This window comes from Psychrobacillus sp. NPDC096623, from assembly GCF_044762655.1.
In the GTDB taxonomy this organism is placed as follows: Bacteria; Bacillota; Bacilli; order Bacillales_A; family Planococcaceae; genus Psychrobacillus.
Genome location: NZ_JBIWER010000004.1, coordinates 34566 through 51273, shown reverse-complemented (window position 1 = coordinate 51273; position 16708 = coordinate 34566). Strand labels below are relative to the sequence as shown.

19 protein-coding genes are annotated in these 16708 nt (G+C 36.6%); 15 read left to right on the top strand and 4 right to left on the bottom strand.

The genetic code is table 11. The features are described from left to right. The first annotated feature begins 7 nt into the window (after nt 1-7). Nucleotides 8-1117: a GNAT family N-acetyltransferase gene (locus ACIQX2_RS12365; RefSeq protein WP_402850675.1), complete on the top strand. Its 1110-nt coding sequence runs from the start codon at nt 8-10 to the stop codon at nt 1115-1117. A 60-nt stretch (nt 1118-1177) separates the two neighbouring features. On the opposite strand, the gene ACIQX2_RS12360 is transcribed toward ACIQX2_RS12365, so the two are convergent. Then, nucleotides 1178-1333: a lmo0937 family membrane protein gene (locus ACIQX2_RS12360; protein WP_402850672.1), complete on the bottom strand. Its 156-nt coding sequence runs from the start codon at nt 1331-1333 to the stop codon at nt 1178-1180. 106 nt (nt 1334-1439) lie between these two features. Here ACIQX2_RS12360 and ACIQX2_RS12355 point away from each other — a divergent pair, with 106 nt between their 5' ends. From ACIQX2_RS12355 to ACIQX2_RS12330, 6 genes are all read left to right on the top strand, one after another. Beyond that, entirely contained in the window at nt 1440-1718 is a 279-nt protein-coding gene (locus ACIQX2_RS12355; protein WP_371326713.1) for a late competence development ComFB family protein, read from the top strand. Between the two features lie 120 nt (nt 1719-1838). After that, a complete protein-coding gene (mntR, locus tag ACIQX2_RS12350; RefSeq protein WP_402850668.1) occupies nt 1839-2258 on the top strand; it encodes a transcriptional regulator MntR in 420 nt (139 codons plus the stop codon). Nucleotides 2259-2464: 206 nt separating this feature from the next. Next, nucleotides 2465-3325 carry a CvfB family protein gene (locus ACIQX2_RS12345; protein WP_402850666.1) on the top strand — a complete coding sequence of 287 codons (861 nt, stop codon included), beginning with the start codon at nt 2465-2467 and terminating at the stop codon, nt 3323-3325. Nucleotides 3326-3416: 91 nt separating this feature from the next. Then, on the top strand, nt 3417-4331 hold the full coding sequence (locus ACIQX2_RS12340; RefSeq protein ID WP_402850663.1) for a DUF1002 domain-containing protein: 915 nt from the start codon (nt 3417-3419) through the stop codon (nt 4329-4331). 66 nt (nt 4332-4397) lie between these two features. Continuing rightward, entirely contained in the window at nt 4398-4679 is a 282-nt protein-coding gene (locus tag ACIQX2_RS12335; protein ID WP_402850660.1) for a GNAT family N-acetyltransferase, read from the top strand. Between the two features lie 341 nt (nt 4680-5020). After that, nucleotides 5021-5494 (top strand): DUF4064 domain-containing protein, encoded by a 474-nt coding sequence (locus ACIQX2_RS12330; RefSeq protein ID WP_402850657.1) that lies wholly within the window; start codon nt 5021-5023, stop codon nt 5492-5494. A 118-nt stretch (nt 5495-5612) separates the two neighbouring features. Here ACIQX2_RS12330 and ACIQX2_RS12325 read toward each other — a convergent pair whose 3' ends face one another. Continuing rightward, the gene (locus ACIQX2_RS12325; RefSeq protein ID WP_402850655.1) at nt 5613-6104 is read right to left on the bottom strand and encodes a GNAT family N-acetyltransferase; all 492 of its coding nucleotides are present in this window, start codon (nt 6102-6104) and stop codon (nt 5613-5615) included. 245 nt (nt 6105-6349) lie between these two features. Here ACIQX2_RS12325 and ACIQX2_RS12320 point away from each other — a divergent pair, with 245 nt between their 5' ends. Next, nucleotides 6350-6688, top strand: coding sequence for a hypothetical protein (locus ACIQX2_RS12320; protein WP_402850652.1), 339 nt, complete (start codon nt 6350-6352; stop codon nt 6686-6688). Between the two features lie 41 nt (nt 6689-6729). On the opposite strand, the gene ACIQX2_RS12315 is transcribed toward ACIQX2_RS12320, so the two are convergent. Then, the gene (locus tag ACIQX2_RS12315; RefSeq protein WP_402850649.1) at nt 6730-7860 is read right to left on the bottom strand and encodes an MFS transporter; all 1131 of its coding nucleotides are present in this window, start codon (nt 7858-7860) and stop codon (nt 6730-6732) included. Between the two features lie 129 nt (nt 7861-7989). Between ACIQX2_RS12315 and ACIQX2_RS12310 the strand changes: the two genes are divergently transcribed. The 5 genes from ACIQX2_RS12310 (at nt 7990) to ACIQX2_RS12290 (ending at nt 11974) form a co-directional block, all read left to right on the top strand. Then, nucleotides 7990-8883, top strand: a complete 894-nt coding sequence (locus ACIQX2_RS12310) for a diacylglycerol/lipid kinase family protein (RefSeq protein WP_402851316.1) — start codon at nt 7990-7992, stop codon at nt 8881-8883. Nucleotides 8884-8980: 97 nt separating this feature from the next. Further along, nucleotides 8981-9772, top strand: a complete 792-nt coding sequence (locus tag ACIQX2_RS12305; RefSeq protein WP_402850646.1) for an AraC family transcriptional regulator — start codon at nt 8981-8983, stop codon at nt 9770-9772. A 79-nt stretch (nt 9773-9851) separates the two neighbouring features. Next, nucleotides 9852-10619, top strand: a complete 768-nt coding sequence (gene yidC, locus ACIQX2_RS12300; RefSeq protein ID WP_093061807.1) for a membrane protein insertase YidC — start codon at nt 9852-9854, stop codon at nt 10617-10619. A 93-nt stretch (nt 10620-10712) separates the two neighbouring features. Next, entirely contained in the window at nt 10713-10958 is a 246-nt protein-coding gene (locus ACIQX2_RS12295) for a hypothetical protein (RefSeq protein WP_402850643.1), read from the top strand. Between the two features lie 173 nt (nt 10959-11131). After that, nucleotides 11132-11974, top strand: coding sequence for a M15 family metallopeptidase (locus ACIQX2_RS12290; protein WP_402850640.1), 843 nt, complete (start codon nt 11132-11134; stop codon nt 11972-11974). 480 nt (nt 11975-12454) lie between these two features. Here the strand turns inward: ACIQX2_RS12290 and cls are convergent, their stop codons facing one another. Beyond that, complete coding sequence (gene cls / locus ACIQX2_RS12285; RefSeq protein ID WP_402850637.1) at nt 12455-13906, bottom strand: cardiolipin synthase; 1452 nt, start codon at nt 13904-13906, stop codon at nt 12455-12457. Between the two features lie 168 nt (nt 13907-14074). Between cls and ACIQX2_RS12280 the strand changes: the two genes are divergently transcribed. Further along, nucleotides 14075-15469, top strand: coding sequence for an L-cystine transporter (locus ACIQX2_RS12280; RefSeq protein WP_402850635.1), 1395 nt, complete (start codon nt 14075-14077; stop codon nt 15467-15469). A 303-nt stretch (nt 15470-15772) separates the two neighbouring features. Beyond that, nucleotides 15773-16702, top strand: a complete 930-nt coding sequence (locus ACIQX2_RS12275) for an ABC transporter ATP-binding protein (RefSeq protein ID WP_402850632.1) — start codon at nt 15773-15775, stop codon at nt 16700-16702. Nucleotides 16703-16708: the final 6 nt, after the last annotated feature.

The following is a 16708-nucleotide window of genomic DNA, read 5'->3' as shown; positions in this document are numbered from 1 at the left end:
CGGGAAAATGAAGCTTACGGAATGGACAATGGAAGAACAAGAGCAGCTAATCCACTTCATGACGACAAATAGTTGGCCGTATCATGGAAACTCACACCCGGCAAGGGAGCTAATAGAAAAAACGATTGAAGAGGGTGGATATCAATCGGACGAAGTCAAAACATTTTGGATTGAAAATGAAGCAAATGAAAAAGTTGGGTTCGTTAAAATTTATGATTTACAAGATGAGATTCCCCTATTTGACTTACGAATTGCTGATCATGCAAGGGGCAACGGCTATGGACCAAAAGCATTAAAGCTCGTTGCAGAGTATGTATTTCAACTGCCAGAAGCGAAGAATCGTTTAGAAGGTCATACAAGACAGGATAATTTTGCGATGAGAAAAACGTTTGAGCGAGCTGGATTTGTAAAGGAAGCACAGCTACGACAAGCTTGGTTTTCACCTAAAGAAGACTCCTACTATGATGCCGTAACATATGGGCTGACGAGAGAGGATTTCTTAAAAGGGACTGCCACCCCAGTAAAATGGGATGAAGATTTTCATAAACCTTTCCCAGTTAAAGAAGAGCTATCTTTTCCTGAGGAATTTTACACAGAGCGTTTGTTGATACGTGCACCTAAAGTGGAGGACGCTGAGGAAATTTGGAAAGCGGTAAGCAATTCAGATGCTGCGCTAAAAGAATGGATGCCGTGGGCGCAAAAAAAGCAGTCATTAGAGCAGATTACTACGAACATACGCCAAGCGGTTGCAGATTTTATAACTAGGAAGGATTTACGACTTCAGCTGTATTTAAGAGACACGGGTGAATTTGTAGGTGCTTCCGGTTTACATCGAATTGACTGGGAAGTTCGTAAATTTGAAATTGGCTATTGGATTGATAGTAAGTTTGAAGGAAAAGGTTTAATGACGGAAGCCTGTGAGCGAATTACCCAATTTGCATTTGAGGAACTACATGCTAATCGAGTTGAAATACGCTGTGATAGTGAAAATGTTCGAAGTCGATCTGTTGCGGAAAGAGTCGGATATACATTGGAAGGCGTGCTACTCAAAGATTCCTTATCTGCGGACGGGAAAAAGCTGAGAGATACATGCATTTACGCTAAAATTAGACAATAACAAACCGATAGATAAAAAGTGTATATAAAAAAGGTGTTGCCAAATTGGCAACACCTTTCCTTACAGTGATCGTTTTCCGCTAATTAATTGGATGACGAAAACAATTACTGCAATAACTAATAGAGCGTGAATAAGTCCTCCACCAATCTTCAGTACTAAACCAAGTAACCAAAGTACGATTAATACGACGATAATTCCCCATAAAATTCTACCCATTTAATATCAACCTCTCTTTTTTTATTTACTAAGTATGTTGATATTAAAAAGTTACCCTTTTGGGTATATTATTAAACATGTTCCCATTTACTTATACTTGAAAGGAGTGTTGCCATTGCTTACGAATGTGATGCAAGAAATAGTTCAAAGCCTTGTCAGAGTGATGATGCGGGGAACTGAATACCAAACCTTTTGTAAATGTGAACAATGCGAACGAGATATTATGGCGTTAAGTTTAAATACGTTACCTGCTCATTATGTTACAACCGAAAAAGGAAGAATCGCAGTTTTCGAGCGTTTAAATACAGCAGAAAACTTAGAATGGATTAACAAAAGAATTATTCACTCTATTTATGTTGTGGGTAAATACCCACATCGTAATTAAAACCTTGTCTTTATAGATAAGGTTTTTCTATGTATCAAATTATCCGAAATAGTAACTAAAATTGTGATAGGATCTTCATTGTAGTAAAATATATAGAGCAGAGATGAGGGGAAGATATATATGCCAACACCAAGCATGGAAGACCATATCGAACAAATTTATTTGTTAATTGAGCAGAAAGGGTATGCTCGTGTGTCTGATATTGCAGAAGCATTGTCTGTATTACCATCTTCCGTAACAAAAATGGTTCAAAAACTAGATAAAGATGGCTTTCTAATATATGAAAAGTATCGGGGTCTTACGCTTACCGCAAAAGGGATGAAACTCGGTAAGCGATTAGTGAAAAGACATGATCTTTTGGAAGATTTCTTACGGATCATTGGTGTAAAGGAAGAGAATATTTACAATGATGTAGAAGGGATTGAACATCACTTAAGCTGGAACTCTATCGATCGTATTGCTGATTTAGTATTATTTTTAGATGAGAATCCCACTTTAAGGGCAAAGCTTTTAGAAATTCAAGACCAAGATAGTGAGTAAACTCTATAGAAGTTTTTGACCAGACCAATGCAATATACATACAACCTTAGAGAAGGTTAATTAGCTTGTTTTAAAAGCGAATATTCATCGCACACATCCATTTACACCTATTGTTTATGGCGCTGATGAATCGGTTATAGGGAAGTAGTACATCTTGTGAATAGCAAGTTTCAAAACCATATTTGGTCAGAAGGAGAGCGGTAATTTTGATAGGAACAGCATCAGGAGAAATAGTAAAATTACAAGTGAAGGAACAACAGGGATCGAAGTGGATTTTAACATACGATGGGCTGGAAATTCCGTTAAATGCATCCGAAGCACCAGAGGACATAGAGGTTGGTGGCACCATTCAAGCGTTCTTGTTTGTGGACAGACGTGGAAATTTATCTGCCACAACCCAGCTACCTTCTATCCAAAAGGGCACATATGGCTGGGCTCGTGTCATTAAAGTTGCTGATAGAGAAGGTGTTTTTGTCGATATTGGCACGTCCAAGGAAGTTCAAGTAAAAGAAGATGACCTACCGAAGCTAAAAGAATTATGGCCGGCTGTTGGGGACCATTTGTATATGACACTCCGTACCGATAAAGAAGGGGAGTTATTCGGTCGTTTAGCAACGGAGGATCGTGTTGAAGAGCTATATATAGACGCACCAACGACTTTGTTCAATCAGAATCTTCAAGCCCGTGCGTACCGTTTACTTCCGGTTGGTACGTTTTTGTTAAGTGTTCCAGAAAATTACCGTATTTTTGTGCATGAGTCAGAACGACTAAGTGAACCAAGGCTAGGAGAAGATTTAACGGTTCGAGTAATCGACGTGAAAGAGGATGGATCATTGAATGGTTCCCTACTACCACGAAGACATGAACGTTTAGGGGACGATGCTGAATCTATATTCCGCTATTTAAACGATGTCGGAGGGAAAATGCCCTTTACAGACAAGTCATCTCCGGACGAAATTCAAGAAATGTTTAGCATGAGTAAAGCGGCGTTCAAACGCGCTCTAGGCAAGCTAATGAAAGATAAAAAAATTGTCCAAGAAGATGGTTGGACTCAATTGAAAATGTAATTTATTTGGAGTGAAAAGAAACGATTAATCGGAACTTTTTACTCCTATTTTCGTATTATTGAGAGAATGAAATGGAAAGGGGTAAAAGAGTATGAAAAAATTATTATTACCATTCATTACAGCGATGTTGTTACTAGGTATGGTCATTGGACCGACTTATTCATTAGCAGATTCAGACGGCTCCACGGAAGAAGTCGTAAACGAAAAGTTTGGTGCACCTATCGTTGTATATGGTGGAAACTTAACAGCTGAACAAAAAGCCAGCGTTAAAAAAAGCTTAAAAATAACGGATAAATCAGATGTTCAGGAAATAGAAGTAACTGGAAAAGACTTAGCGACATATTTACAGGACGGAGATGCATCTGCAAGAATGTTCTCCTCTGCTAAAATTACACGAAAAGATGCTGGTAAGGGTTTAGTGATTAGCATTGTGACGCCAGATGATATTACAGAAGTAACCTCTGAAATGTATGCAAATGCCATGCTAACAGCGGGGATTAAGGATGCAGTTGTGGAAATTGCTGCACCAAAGCCTGTAACTGGTCATTCTGCGCTTGTAGGAATATACAAAGCGTATGAGGTAACAGGAGAAACACTAGATCCAGAACGCACAGATGTAGCGAATGACGAGTTATCTATCGCTACCAATCTAGCAAAAGATGCAGGTATTGATGAAGCAAAGGTAAGTGAATTGCTAACAGAAATTAAAAAGCAAATTGCCGAACAAAATCCAGTTTCACGAGAAGAAGTGGAGAAAATTGTTTCTGAGCAATTAGCCAATTTAAATATTGAGCTTTCTGAAAAAGATCGTCAGCTGCTAATCGATTTAATGGACCGTATTCGTCAATTAGATATCGACTTCAGCCAGTGGTCAGATCAACTGAATGACTTAAGTAAAACGATTGAAGACAAAATCGGTAAAATTGTCGACAATGAAGGATTTTGGGCTGGTGTCAAAAACTTCTTTAACGATTTAATCGATTCGATTCGTTCTATCTTCAACTAGTGAGGGAACCCTTCGTTGTCAATCATTCGGAAGATATGATAAAATTCAGAAAAGGAGTGGTGAAAGATGGAGTTTCAATATAAAGAATTAGGAAACGATGTATTTGCCTATCAATATATTCAAGATGGGGAACGACTTGGTGAAATTACATGGACATTACTGGGAGACGTAATGGTGATGGATCACACATATGTTTCTGATAAATTGAGAGGTCAAGGAATTGCTAAGAAATTACTTGATAATGCCGCTTCTTATGCGAGAGAGAAGGATTTGAAAATGGAGCCGGTTTGCTCGTATGTCGTATCAGCCTTTTCCAAATATGATGAATATAATGATCTAAAAGCATAAAAACTTATTGCTGAATCAACAAAAAGGCAATCCGCTTCTATATAGAAAAGGATTGCCTTTTTAAGTGGAACGTATTATATTTGCGTAAAAAATACTAAAATTCCTGTTAATGCTGATGCACCTGCCAACGTATAAAGGAAATCTGATTGACTAAAAATTAATTTTTTCTCCATGAAACTCATCCTCTCATATTTTTGTTGATAGTTTAATATTACCCACGTTCAAAAAGTTTTAAACAGGTTTTAAACTATTTTATGGAGGGGACTTTAAAATTATACGAAACTTTTTCATATAGTTATCGTAGAATAAAAAGAGTATATTAAAAGAGAGGACTGAATTCTATGTCACGTACAGGAGAAATAGTTTTAGGTGTTATTAGTGCAATTATGACATTACTTAGTATTATTTTAGTGACGATCCTAGTGGTAAGTGGAAGCAGCGTAATGCAAGATGAAGCGTTTATAAGTGAATTCCAGAATGTCATGGCCACTGATCCCAACGTAACGGAAGCAGATTTACAATTGATAAATGATAATAAGGATGTAGTTATCGATGCATTCAACGTATTTGGTTGGGTGTTTATCATTATTCTTGTAATTAGCTTAATCCTGAATATTATTGGTATCGTATCTGTTTCTAAAAATAAAAACCCAAAACTAGCAGGAATTATGTTTATTTTGGCGGGATTATTTGCAGGTATTATTTCTATAACATCCATTCTATTATACGTTGCTGCAATTATGTGCTTTGTACGTAAACCACCAGTTCAACTACAGGAACAAGAGGAATACTATACGACGGAGAAGACGCTTTAAGTAACAAAGAACATGAAAAATAAAAGAAATTAATCTGTCCCTGCGACGAGCTTTGCGCAGGAGCAAGAGGAATTCTACAGTACAGAGAAATCACTATAATAAACAAAAACACCGGTCATTAAATGACCGGTGTTTTTAATAGGTATACATACTTAGCGGTAGAAAGTGGATGTCCTTCAAAATATTCATCAAATTCTTCTAAGCATTCGAAACCGAAATTTTCATAAAAAAGACGAGCATTATCATTTTTGCTTTCTACGTAAACAAATAATTGGCGACCTGCAGGCATTTCGTTCAATCCGGCTAGTAAGAGTTGTTTGCCATATCCAAGTTGTTTATATTCAGGTAAAACATAGATTGCCGTAAGTTCTGCGTCTCCATCCTCGTCAACATAGGTAAAGTTGGCAAAACCAATAGGTTTCCCTTCATACTCAGCGACTAAGAAAATAGTTTTTTCTATTCTTTTCACAAGCATCATAGGGGAATAAGCCTTTTCTAAAAAAAGTGTTTGTATGTCAATAGGTATTATATTTTTGTAAGTATCGTTCCAACTGACCTTTGCGATCTGTTGAATTATCGAAATGTCATCTAACGTGGTCGCCCTAATCATTTGAACTCACCTCTAAATTCTTTTTGTAATCATAACAAAAATAACTGTAATCATCTACAAATATATACAATTAAAATCATTTAGAAATCAAAATGTAATATAAAATGGGTAAACAAATGTGATGATCAATAATAATAGTGAGAGTAAACTGTCCAAAGCAGTTGAAAGGTGATTTTTCTTGAAAAGGTGTGAACCTATTAATAATGGGGTATGTGTACTATATATAAAATTTGGAGGTAATGATAATGGCAAAAAACAACTCACTTTTATTAGCTGGCTTAGCAGCAGGGGCTTATGCGTATTTTAGTAAAAAAGAGAATCGTGATAAAGCAATCGTAGCTTTCAATAACACAAAATCTAAATTGAATGCTTATATAGACTCACAAAAGCATCAAAAATCTGAATTTACCGCAGCGGGACATCCGGATCCTCACGATATTCAAGATAATAAAATGGTGGATGAAGGGGCTATGACAAGTGTCCAATACTATAATGAGGAAGTACAGGACAAGTCTAAGAAATCTTCTAATGACACGAAAGAGACAGAAAAAAAACCGAATGTTAATGAACAAATAACTTTATAATGATTTAAACACAGGAATGGGTCAGTAGACACATTCCTGTGTTATTGTTCCCTCCAAACAAGTGCAAAGATAGAGACCATCAACAAAATGATTCCTGTCAACGTAAACCCGCCTGTTGCAGTTAGTTCAAGAAATCCAGTGATACTGGAACCTACAACTACACCGATAGAGAAGAAAGCATAAAAATAGCCATAAGCCTTTCCGCGGAAGGACTCTTCGCTTGAATCGATTAAGAGTGTGTTAATAGAGGGGAATAGAAACGCAAATCCTATTCCATATAACCCCATCCAGACGTAAAGTAAGCTTAGTGAATAGGTTTGTCCAAGTAATAACATACTAATTCCCATAAGGCACATCCCAAAAGTAAATGTGTAAACTGGTTTCACTCGGTCAAATATTCGATTAATCGGCAGTATAAACACCAAAATGGCTACAAAACCAAACATACTTAGCAGCAATCCACTTGTTTTAGAATCAAAACCAAGGTGTAATACCTTTAATGGCAGCATATAAGCTAATACCCCTTGTGAAAACATTAAGAAAAACGCACCTGCAAATGACTTAATAATTCCGTTACGCTGGAATATAGAGCGAACGGAGTGAGGAGAGGAAACTTCCTTATCCTTTCTGTCAATTGCAATTTTTCTTAACAAAACAAGTGCTAGAATACTTAATACAAGCATTATGGAGCCAGTTAGACCTAACACAAACACCTCACTTTTTTTACTAGCCAGAATTCCACTTGTAGCTGGACCGGCTATTGCCGCAAGTCCAACAAATGCACCGGATAGTGCTACACCTTTGCCGCGTTTATCCTTTGAAGTTTTATTGGCTGAATAGGTAAATGCTGCAGGCACGATCAGTCCCGCAACTAAGCCGTGTAAAAACCGTATAACTAATAATTCTATTGGATCGTTGACAACTTGATATAGGAATAATGAAAAACTCGTTGTAAACAAACCGATGATTAAAATATAAAAGGGTCCTTTTCTATCCGTTAAGATTCCAGAGATAACATTACCAAATGTGTTGGAAAGTGAATACATCCCAACGGCTAAACCAGTTATAAAGGGAGTAGCCCCTAACGATTCCGCAAAGGGGCTCATTATAGGTAGTTGGGAGAATAAATCAAAGAACGAGAAGAAAATAATAATATATATAAAAAAGTGCAACGCTGCTCCTCATTTCTATCGTAATCATTACTCATAGTTTACCATTTAATCTAAACTAAGGTTTTAAAAAGATTGATAAAGGGAATTTGAAACAAACAAAAAATGTTAGGAGGAACTCCTGTGAAAGCAATGTTCATCTACAATCCCTCTTCTGGTAAAGCAAACGCAGATCGGTATAAAGAAATAACTATTAATGTATTAGAAGGATTGGGATATGAAGTCATTATTAAGGAGACGGAAAAACAGAATGATGCCACCATATTTGCTAGGCAGGCCTGTGAAGAGAAAGTAGACTTTTTACTTGCAATGGGTGGTGATGGGACGATTAATGAAGTTGTAAATGGTCTTGCAGAGCAGCCAAATCAACCATTATTCTCTTTTATTCCACTAGGTACTGTAAATGATTTTGCACGTGCATTAGGAATTCCATTGGAACCCGAGCTTGCCATTGAAGCGTTGAAAATGAACCGCACACAAATGGTCGATATTGGACAAATTGGCGATAAGTATTTTATGAATATAGTAGCTATAGGTGAAATAGCAAGTCGTGTAGCCGAGACAACGGTTGAACAAAAAACAAAAATGGGCTCTCTTGCATACCTGTTAGAAGGGGCCAAAGCTGTTATTTCTAGTGAAGAAATAGAGATGACCATCACGCATGATCAGGGTGTTTGGAAGGGTACGCCTATTCTAATATTAGTAGCATTAACAAATTCAGTGGGTGGATTTGAGAAAATGGTAAATTCCGCTGAAGTCAACGATGGGAAGTTGCATATTTATATTATTAAACAGGCCGGGCTAGCTGCCATAGCACGAATGGGTGCAAAAATATTATTTGGAAACTTAGAAAAGGATGATGGGGTTGAATTGATTGAATCTACTAAAGTTTTAATCGAATCACAAGATCCATTATATTGTAATGTAGATGGGGACGAGGGAGATTGTACCCCATTAGAAATACAAGTGCTTCCTCAACATGTAAAAATGCTTATTCCTAAAAAAGTTGATACAAAACAGTTGTAAAAAACGAAAATTTCCAGGATAATGGATTAAGTTAATACAACATACCTAATTAGGTTGATAAACATTTAGACCTATTAAGAGGGAAAAAGAGGGACATATGAAGACTGTAGAAAAGCGATTCTTAGAGAATTTTTCCAAAGTGTATAATAGAGAAATAGCTGTGACAACTAAAGTAGAGGGTTTGGACTCTTTTATAGAATTAGAAGAACAGCTATTTCAAAAAATGTTTTCTTTTGAAATAGACGAAGCCAAAGAAATTTTAAGAAGCATGATTGATTTGATAATTGCAAGAACACGTAAGAATATGATTCTAAACGTTAAGTACTACTATATACAACTATCAGCCGTAATGGGAAGAAAGTTAAATGAAAGTCAAGTGCCAGTTGATAAAATTAGAGCTTTTAATATCGCATGTATTGAGACAATTGAGACAAAAATGAGTGATGCACAATTTTTACTATGCGCAGATGAGCTGGTAGAGTTTTTTGTGATGGTCATTACCGAAAGGAAGAAACCATCATTCGGACATCAAACGGTTAACAAAGTAATCCTTTATATTAATGATGAAATAGAAACAAATCTAACAGTAGAGGATATTGCTAAGCACTTTAACATTAGTACTAGTCATCTTTCTCGTATCTTTAGAGAGCATACAGGAGTGACTCTCGTAGAATACTTAAATGTTCGTAAAGTGGAAGAGTGCCAATATTTTTTAAGAAATACGAATAAGGCGATATCCGATATTTCGAGTAGCTTCCATTTTTGCAATCAAAGCTATTTTACTCGCATATTCAAAAAGTATACAGGACTAACACCGAAACAATATCGAGATAACCAAGAATATCCAAGTTTTAAATATAATTTTCCTAATGAACAACAATCCGTTTAAATATTTTGGGTTAAATTTGATAAATAGCTTCATAGTAAGGTATACTTCTTATTAGTTTGAAGAGTGAAGGTGAATAGTTTTGAAAAAGAAGATTAGTTTATTTTCTATTCTTGTATTTGCAGCATTATTGCTTAGTGGATGTTCTGGAGTAGAAAACAAAGAAGGTACTTTTTATAATATTTTTGTTCGACCTTTTGAATTTCTTATACATTTCTTTGGAGAAATGTTCAATGGTAGTTACGGATTAGCGATTATCGCGATTACCGTACTTATTCGACTTCTTCTTATGCCCTTGATGCTTAAAAATTATAAAAATCAACAAGGCATGAAAGAAAAAATGGATAAGCTTAAACCAGAAATGGATGATATCCAAAAGAGATTAAAAGAAACAAAAGATAAAGAACAGCAAATGGCTCTACAACAAGAGATGATGGGATTGTATCGTAAGCATGGAGTAAATCCACTAAACATGGGTTGCCTCCCGATGATTATTCAGATGCCTATTGTTATGGGATTGTATTTTGCCATTCTTTATTCGGCTGAAATCAAAGCACATCCATTTTTATGGTTTAACTTAGGTACTCCAGATATTGCCATGACACTGATTGCTGGAGCAGTTTATTTCATACAAGCAAAGGTTTCGTTATGGACAGTACCTGAGCAACAGAAGCAACAAATGAAAATGATGATTTATATTTCGCCTATTATGATTATGTTCATTTCCTTCAGTTCTATGGCTGCATTGCCAGTTTATTGGGCTGTAGGTGGACTATTACTGATATTCCAAACATACTTGGGGCGTAAATTCTACTCGAATCATCCAGAAAAAGCAGAGAAATCTGTATAAAACAAAAACGAAGCGCTTGTTGCTTCGTTTTTTTCTGGAGTGTCCAGACTTCCAAAGTGTAGAGGTCGTGTTTTTCTTAGGAGGTGTAAAAATATGAATAAAAATTGGATTTTTGGTTTGTTAATTGCTGTAGTGAGTGTTTCAGCTTTGGTATTTATTATAAAAGGTAATATGAATATGGCTGTTTTGTTAATGACAGCGATTTTTGCACTAAGTAACGGCTTTCGTGCAATAAGCTTCAAGGAAAAAGGGTTCGTCAGAGAAGCGAAATGGATGAAGGGCATGTCCATTTTGTTTGCAGTGTTATTTTTTGTCGTATTATTATTAATGTTTTTTTAAAGAGAGCGCATTTACCTATAAAGGGTAGATGCGTTTTACTTATTTTGGAGGATTCTATTATCCGTATCACTGGTTATAATTATTTTGGTAAAGTTCAAATTGAATAAGAGAATAGTTATGGAAAAAATGGTAAACTAGAAATATCGTAATAAGAAAGAAGGAAGTCCAAAAACATGCAATCAAGATATAATCTTTTACAGCAAAAAAAGAAGAAATGGCCATATATTGTTTCGGGAATTATAGCAGGACTATTAATAGGAGCAATGGTAGTGTGGGTAGGGATGAATGATTGGAATATAGATAAAAGTATAGAGAAACTTCGTAATTTGACGGAGGTTAAGCAATCTGCAGAAGTAGATCAAACAGAAGCACCAATTATCGAGGAACCGATCGCAGAAGAACCAATCCAGGAAATTCCTATAGAGGAGCAGCCTGTTGTGGAAGAAGTAGATATGTCTGGAGCAAATGGCTATATTGGAAATGAATTATTGCCACAGGAACCAACTGTAGTGGAAGGGCTAGTAATTGCTAGTAAAAAGTATCCTCTTCCTGCAGATTATGCACCTGGCGAAAGCGAAGAAGCAAGAGCAGCTTTTCAAGAAATGGCAGCAGAGGCTACTTTGTCTGGATATGAGCTTATTGCTTTCAGCACATATCGATCATTTGACTATCAAACAAAGCTTTATGATCGCTATGTATCCAATGACGGCCAAGCAGCTGCAGATCGTTATAGTGCCCGTCCTGGGTATTCCGAGCATCAAACGGGATTAGCCTTTGATATTGGGGAGCTGCATTTTGAACAACATTTTGCGAGGGAAAGCTTCGGTGAAACAGAAGCCGGTAAATGGGTGGCTGCCAATGCCTATAAGTACGGTTTTATTATGCGTTATCCTAAAGGATCAGAGAAAATTACGGGCTATATGTATGAGCCGTGGCACTTCCGATACGTTGGGAAAGAACTAAGTGTGCAAGTATACGAAGCAAATGAAACATTAGAAGAATTTTTGGATCTATAAGAGACCATAAATAGAATGTTAAAAAGAGGTTTCCATTTCAGGAAACCTCTTTTTGAAAGAAAAAGTTTATAATAATGTACCGTATACACTGGGTTTATGACTTGAATAAATAAATAATACTACTGATTTCCGTTTCAGGTGGACGCTTTCTGTGGGGGAGCGAGGGGCTATCACCTCTGCCACACTCATCCCACTGCACTAGAGTCGCCACCTTACACTCCTATCAATTAAGTAGAAGTTATAGCAAAGCCTATTGCTTAGATAATAAGAGTAGTCAAAGTTAATCTAATCATAAAACTATTTGTTGAATTAGGATATTATTCTGTAATGAAGGATAAAACAAGTAAATGTGGGACAAACGCCATAAGATTACAAAAAGGAGAGGCCGGTCGTGACGTCAATCACGACCAGCCTCTCCTAATATTAACTGGTAATCATATAGTAACAAGTCTTACAAAGCTCTTCGAAAACGTTAGAAACTTAAAGTATCGGTGAGATTAGGCGTGCTAATGATTCCTTGAATTTAATCGTTCTTGATCTTTTTTCATAAATATCTGCTGTCAGCTCTGTAGATAACTTCATATCCTCTTCGAATGTTTCCGCTAATTGATGAGAGGTTTCGCGATCATATATAAAGGCATTTACTTCAAAATTCAATTTAAAACTTCTCACATCAATATTCGCCGTTCCTACTGTAGAAGCCTCGTCATCAATGACAATCATTTTTGTATGCAAAAATCCATTTTCATAAATATATATCTTTGCCCCTGCTCTTATTAAATCACCTACATAGGAGTACGTTGCCCAGTAAACAAAAATATGATCAGGCTTGTTTGGAATCATGATTCTTACATCAATACCAGAAAGACATGCAATTCGTAGCGTGTCCATAAAGCTAGCATCTGGTATGAAGTATGGTGATTGAATATAAATATACTTTTTGGCCATCATAATTAACTTAAGATATCCATTTTTTATCTGCTCCCATTCGGAATCAGGTCCACTAGAAACTATTTGTAAACCAACAGATCCCTTCATCGGAATAGCGGGGAAAAATATATCAGAGTACTCGATATCATGCTCAGTGGACGCTTGGTTCCAATCGAGGATGAATCTAGTTTGAAGTGGATGCACGGAGCTACCTTCAATGCGTAAATGTGTATCACGCCAATAACCAAATTTCTTCTTTAACCCAAGGTACTCATCGCCAACGTTAAAACCGCCGATATAGCCAACTCGTCCATCTATCACGACAATTTTCCGGTGGTTCCGGTAATTCATACGTGGGTTGATCAGTGGAAGGATAGAAGGGAAAAATGCTTCTACGCGGCCACCTAGTTCAATTAGTTCTTTAAAATGTCTCTTTCTTAACGAGCGTGATCCAGTATCATCATATAAAATTCTTACTTTTACCCCTTGTTTTGCTTTGGCTAACACTGCTTGATAAATTTGCTGACCTAAGGAATCTAAACGGAAGATATAGTATTGAATGTGGATATGATTCTTTGCATTCTCGATATCTTTCAGGAGTGCATCAAATTTTTCTCGTCCATCCGTGAAAATTTCGACTTTGTTATCCTGAGTTAAAACTGCTTGGTTATTATGAAGATGCATGACTATTAACTCTTTGTAGTGCATTGCATCATCTAAACGAAAATCGAAAGAGTCATCCTCAATAGCTTCCATTTGAAATTCAATGAGCTTATCAATACCAATCTTGTTTTTCCCTTCCCAACGGAATAAGGTTTTCTTGCGTAGCTTTCTCCCAAATAATAAGTAAATACCGAATCCTATAATAGGGATGAAGAAAAGGACTAAAATCCATGCCCACGTAGCCGATGCATCTCGACGCTCTAAAAATATAAGTGCAATCGCTAAAGAAATATTTAGTATTAAAATGCCAGAAACGATAATACCATAAAAGCTTGCCATCAAATTTTTCACCCCCGAAGCCAATCTAATGATTCATTTATTTCTAGTATAGCTGATTTGACTTAAAGAAAGTAGGGAAGACCTCTATTAGTTAGAAAGTAATTCCTACTTGACCAATAGGGATGAAAGTATTATTATATGATGAGTCAGAAAGACGGAGGTATTTATATGAATATATTATTTATTGTTCTTAACATTGTAGCTTTACTTCTGTTAGTTGGAGTTCTAATCTTTATGCAGAAGAAACATATTTCTTTTTCAAAGCGTGTATTTACTGCTCTAGGATTAGGGATTGTACTAGGGTTAGTATTGAATCTTGCCTACGGGGTAGATTCGGAGGTATTAGCAGAAACAGTACCTTGGTATAACTTAATTGGTACTGGTTACGTGAAATTACTACAAATGATTGTTATGCCTTTAGTATTTATCTCTATTTTAGGGGCATTTACAAAAATCACGATTGGTAAAAACTTCGGTAAAATGGCAGCAATCATTTTAAGTTTCTTAATCGGAACAACTGCTATTGCTGCAGTTATTGGTATTAGTTCCGCGGCACTATTCGATTTGAATGCAGACCAAATCATTCAAGGGGATGCAGAAACAGAACGTGCAGAATATTATGAAGGTCGATCAGCAGAAGTTGCAGATAAAGGACTTCCAGAGCAAGTACTTGACTTAATACCTGCAAATCCATTTTTAGATTTCACGGGAGCACGTCCAACATCAACTATTGGTGTAGTTATCTTTGCGGCATTTTTAGGATTTGCTTATTTAGGAGTAGCTCGTAAAGAGAAAGAAACGGCAGCAATTATTAAAACAGGCATTGATGCAGTTTATAAATTAATTATGCGAGTAGTAACGCTAGTACTTCGTTTAACTCCATACGGAATTTTAGCGATTATTGCAAGAACCGTTGCAACATCTGATTTTGGTGCCATATACAATTTAGGCAAGTTTGTTCTTGCTTCATATGTAGCATTGGCGGTAATGTTCGCAATTCATTTATTAATCATTTCACTTTCCGGATTAAACCCAATAACGTATGTGAAAAAAGCAGCAGAGCCATTAATCTTTGCGTTTACTTCACGTTCAAGTGCAGGTGCATTACCGATTAATATTAATGCACAAACAACCAAATTGGGGGTATCAGAAGGGGTTGCAAACTTCTCTGGTTCATTCGGTTTATCAATAGGGCAAAATGGGTGTGCAGGAATTTACCCAGCGATGCTTGCATTTATGATAGCTCCATCAGTAGGTATCAATCCGTTAGATCCAATGTTCATCTTAACTGTGGTTGCAGTAGTAGCAATTAGTTCGTTTGGTGTAGCTGGAGTTGGAGGCGGTGCAACATTTGCTGCAATCCTTGTTCTTTCCGCATTAAATTTACCAGTTGCATTAGCAGGGCTTCTAGTATCGGTTGAACCGTTAATCGATATGGGACGTACAGCAGTAAATGTAAGTGGATCTATGACCGCTGGTGTCGCAACTGCGAAAATCACTGGTGAACTAGATAAAGATTTATACAATACACCATTAAGCAAAATCGCAACAGACGAAGCTTAATATAATGAGAAAAGCTATCCTTTCAAAGGGTGGCTTTTTTTTGTTGTATAGGAAATTATAAACTCCAGCGCCTAACCCTTCGAGTCAATTCGGACTTGCGAACATGGCTATCCAAAGCAGTTCGAAAATGTCAGATATTGCTTTTGATCTTAAAGGGTGCTTGCGCTTTTTGTATGTTGAGAAATATGCTCCTCGGAAACAAACGTTAATTCTTATGAAGGCGAAATATTAAAAATATTTTTACATAAACTAATCTAGTAGTTTGCTATAATCGGTTTAACTAGGTTGTAAGGAGATGGGTTAATGCTTCAAGCGATAAATCTTTCCAAAAGATTTAAAACAAAGGAAGTTGTTAGAGAAATCAATATGGAACTGTTGGCAGGGGAATCGGTTGGATTATTAGGTCCAAATGGTGCAGGAAAATCGACGACTATTTCTATGCTGTCTTCTTTGGTCCAACCGACAAGCGGAGATGTCTTATGGAATGAAAAGTCCATAGCAAAAAATCCAGAGCCACTACGTAAATCATTGGGGGTTGTTCCACAAGAAATTGCTCTATATCCAGAACTTTCTGCAAGAGAGAATTTAGCGTTTTTCGGTAGAATTTATGGATTAAAAGGTGAACTTTTAGAAACACGGATAACGGAAGTGCTCATGAAAATTGGATTGACTGATAGGCAAAATGATATAGTTAAAACCTTTTCAGGTGGGATGAAACGCCGTCTAAATATTGGGGCTGCGCTTTTACATAGACCTTCTATATTAATCATGGATGAACCAACTGTTGGAATTGATCCTCAATCGAGGACTTATATTTTAGAAACTGTTAAGCAGTTTGTGGAGGAGGGGATGACTCTTTTATATACCAGTCACTACATGGAAGAAGTAGAAATGCTGTGTGACAAAATATACATTATGGATCAAGGAAAAATAATTGCACATGGTACAAAAGAAGAGCTTAAAGGACTTGTTTCGGATAACCAAACAATTGAATTGAAAGCTAATTTACTTACCGAAAATTTTGTAAAGACCTTGATAGAAAGGTTCCCAAAAGCAACTTTTCATATAGAAGAAGAGGTATTGACGATTTCGATGTCCAAAAGTGAAGAGCCACTAGCTACTATTTTTGCGGATGCTGCGGCAAATAATGTAGTGATTACCTCTGCGATTGTCAAAGTGCCATCTCTGGAAGATGTGTTCTTGCATTTGACTGGAAAAGCACTAAGAGATTAAGAGGGG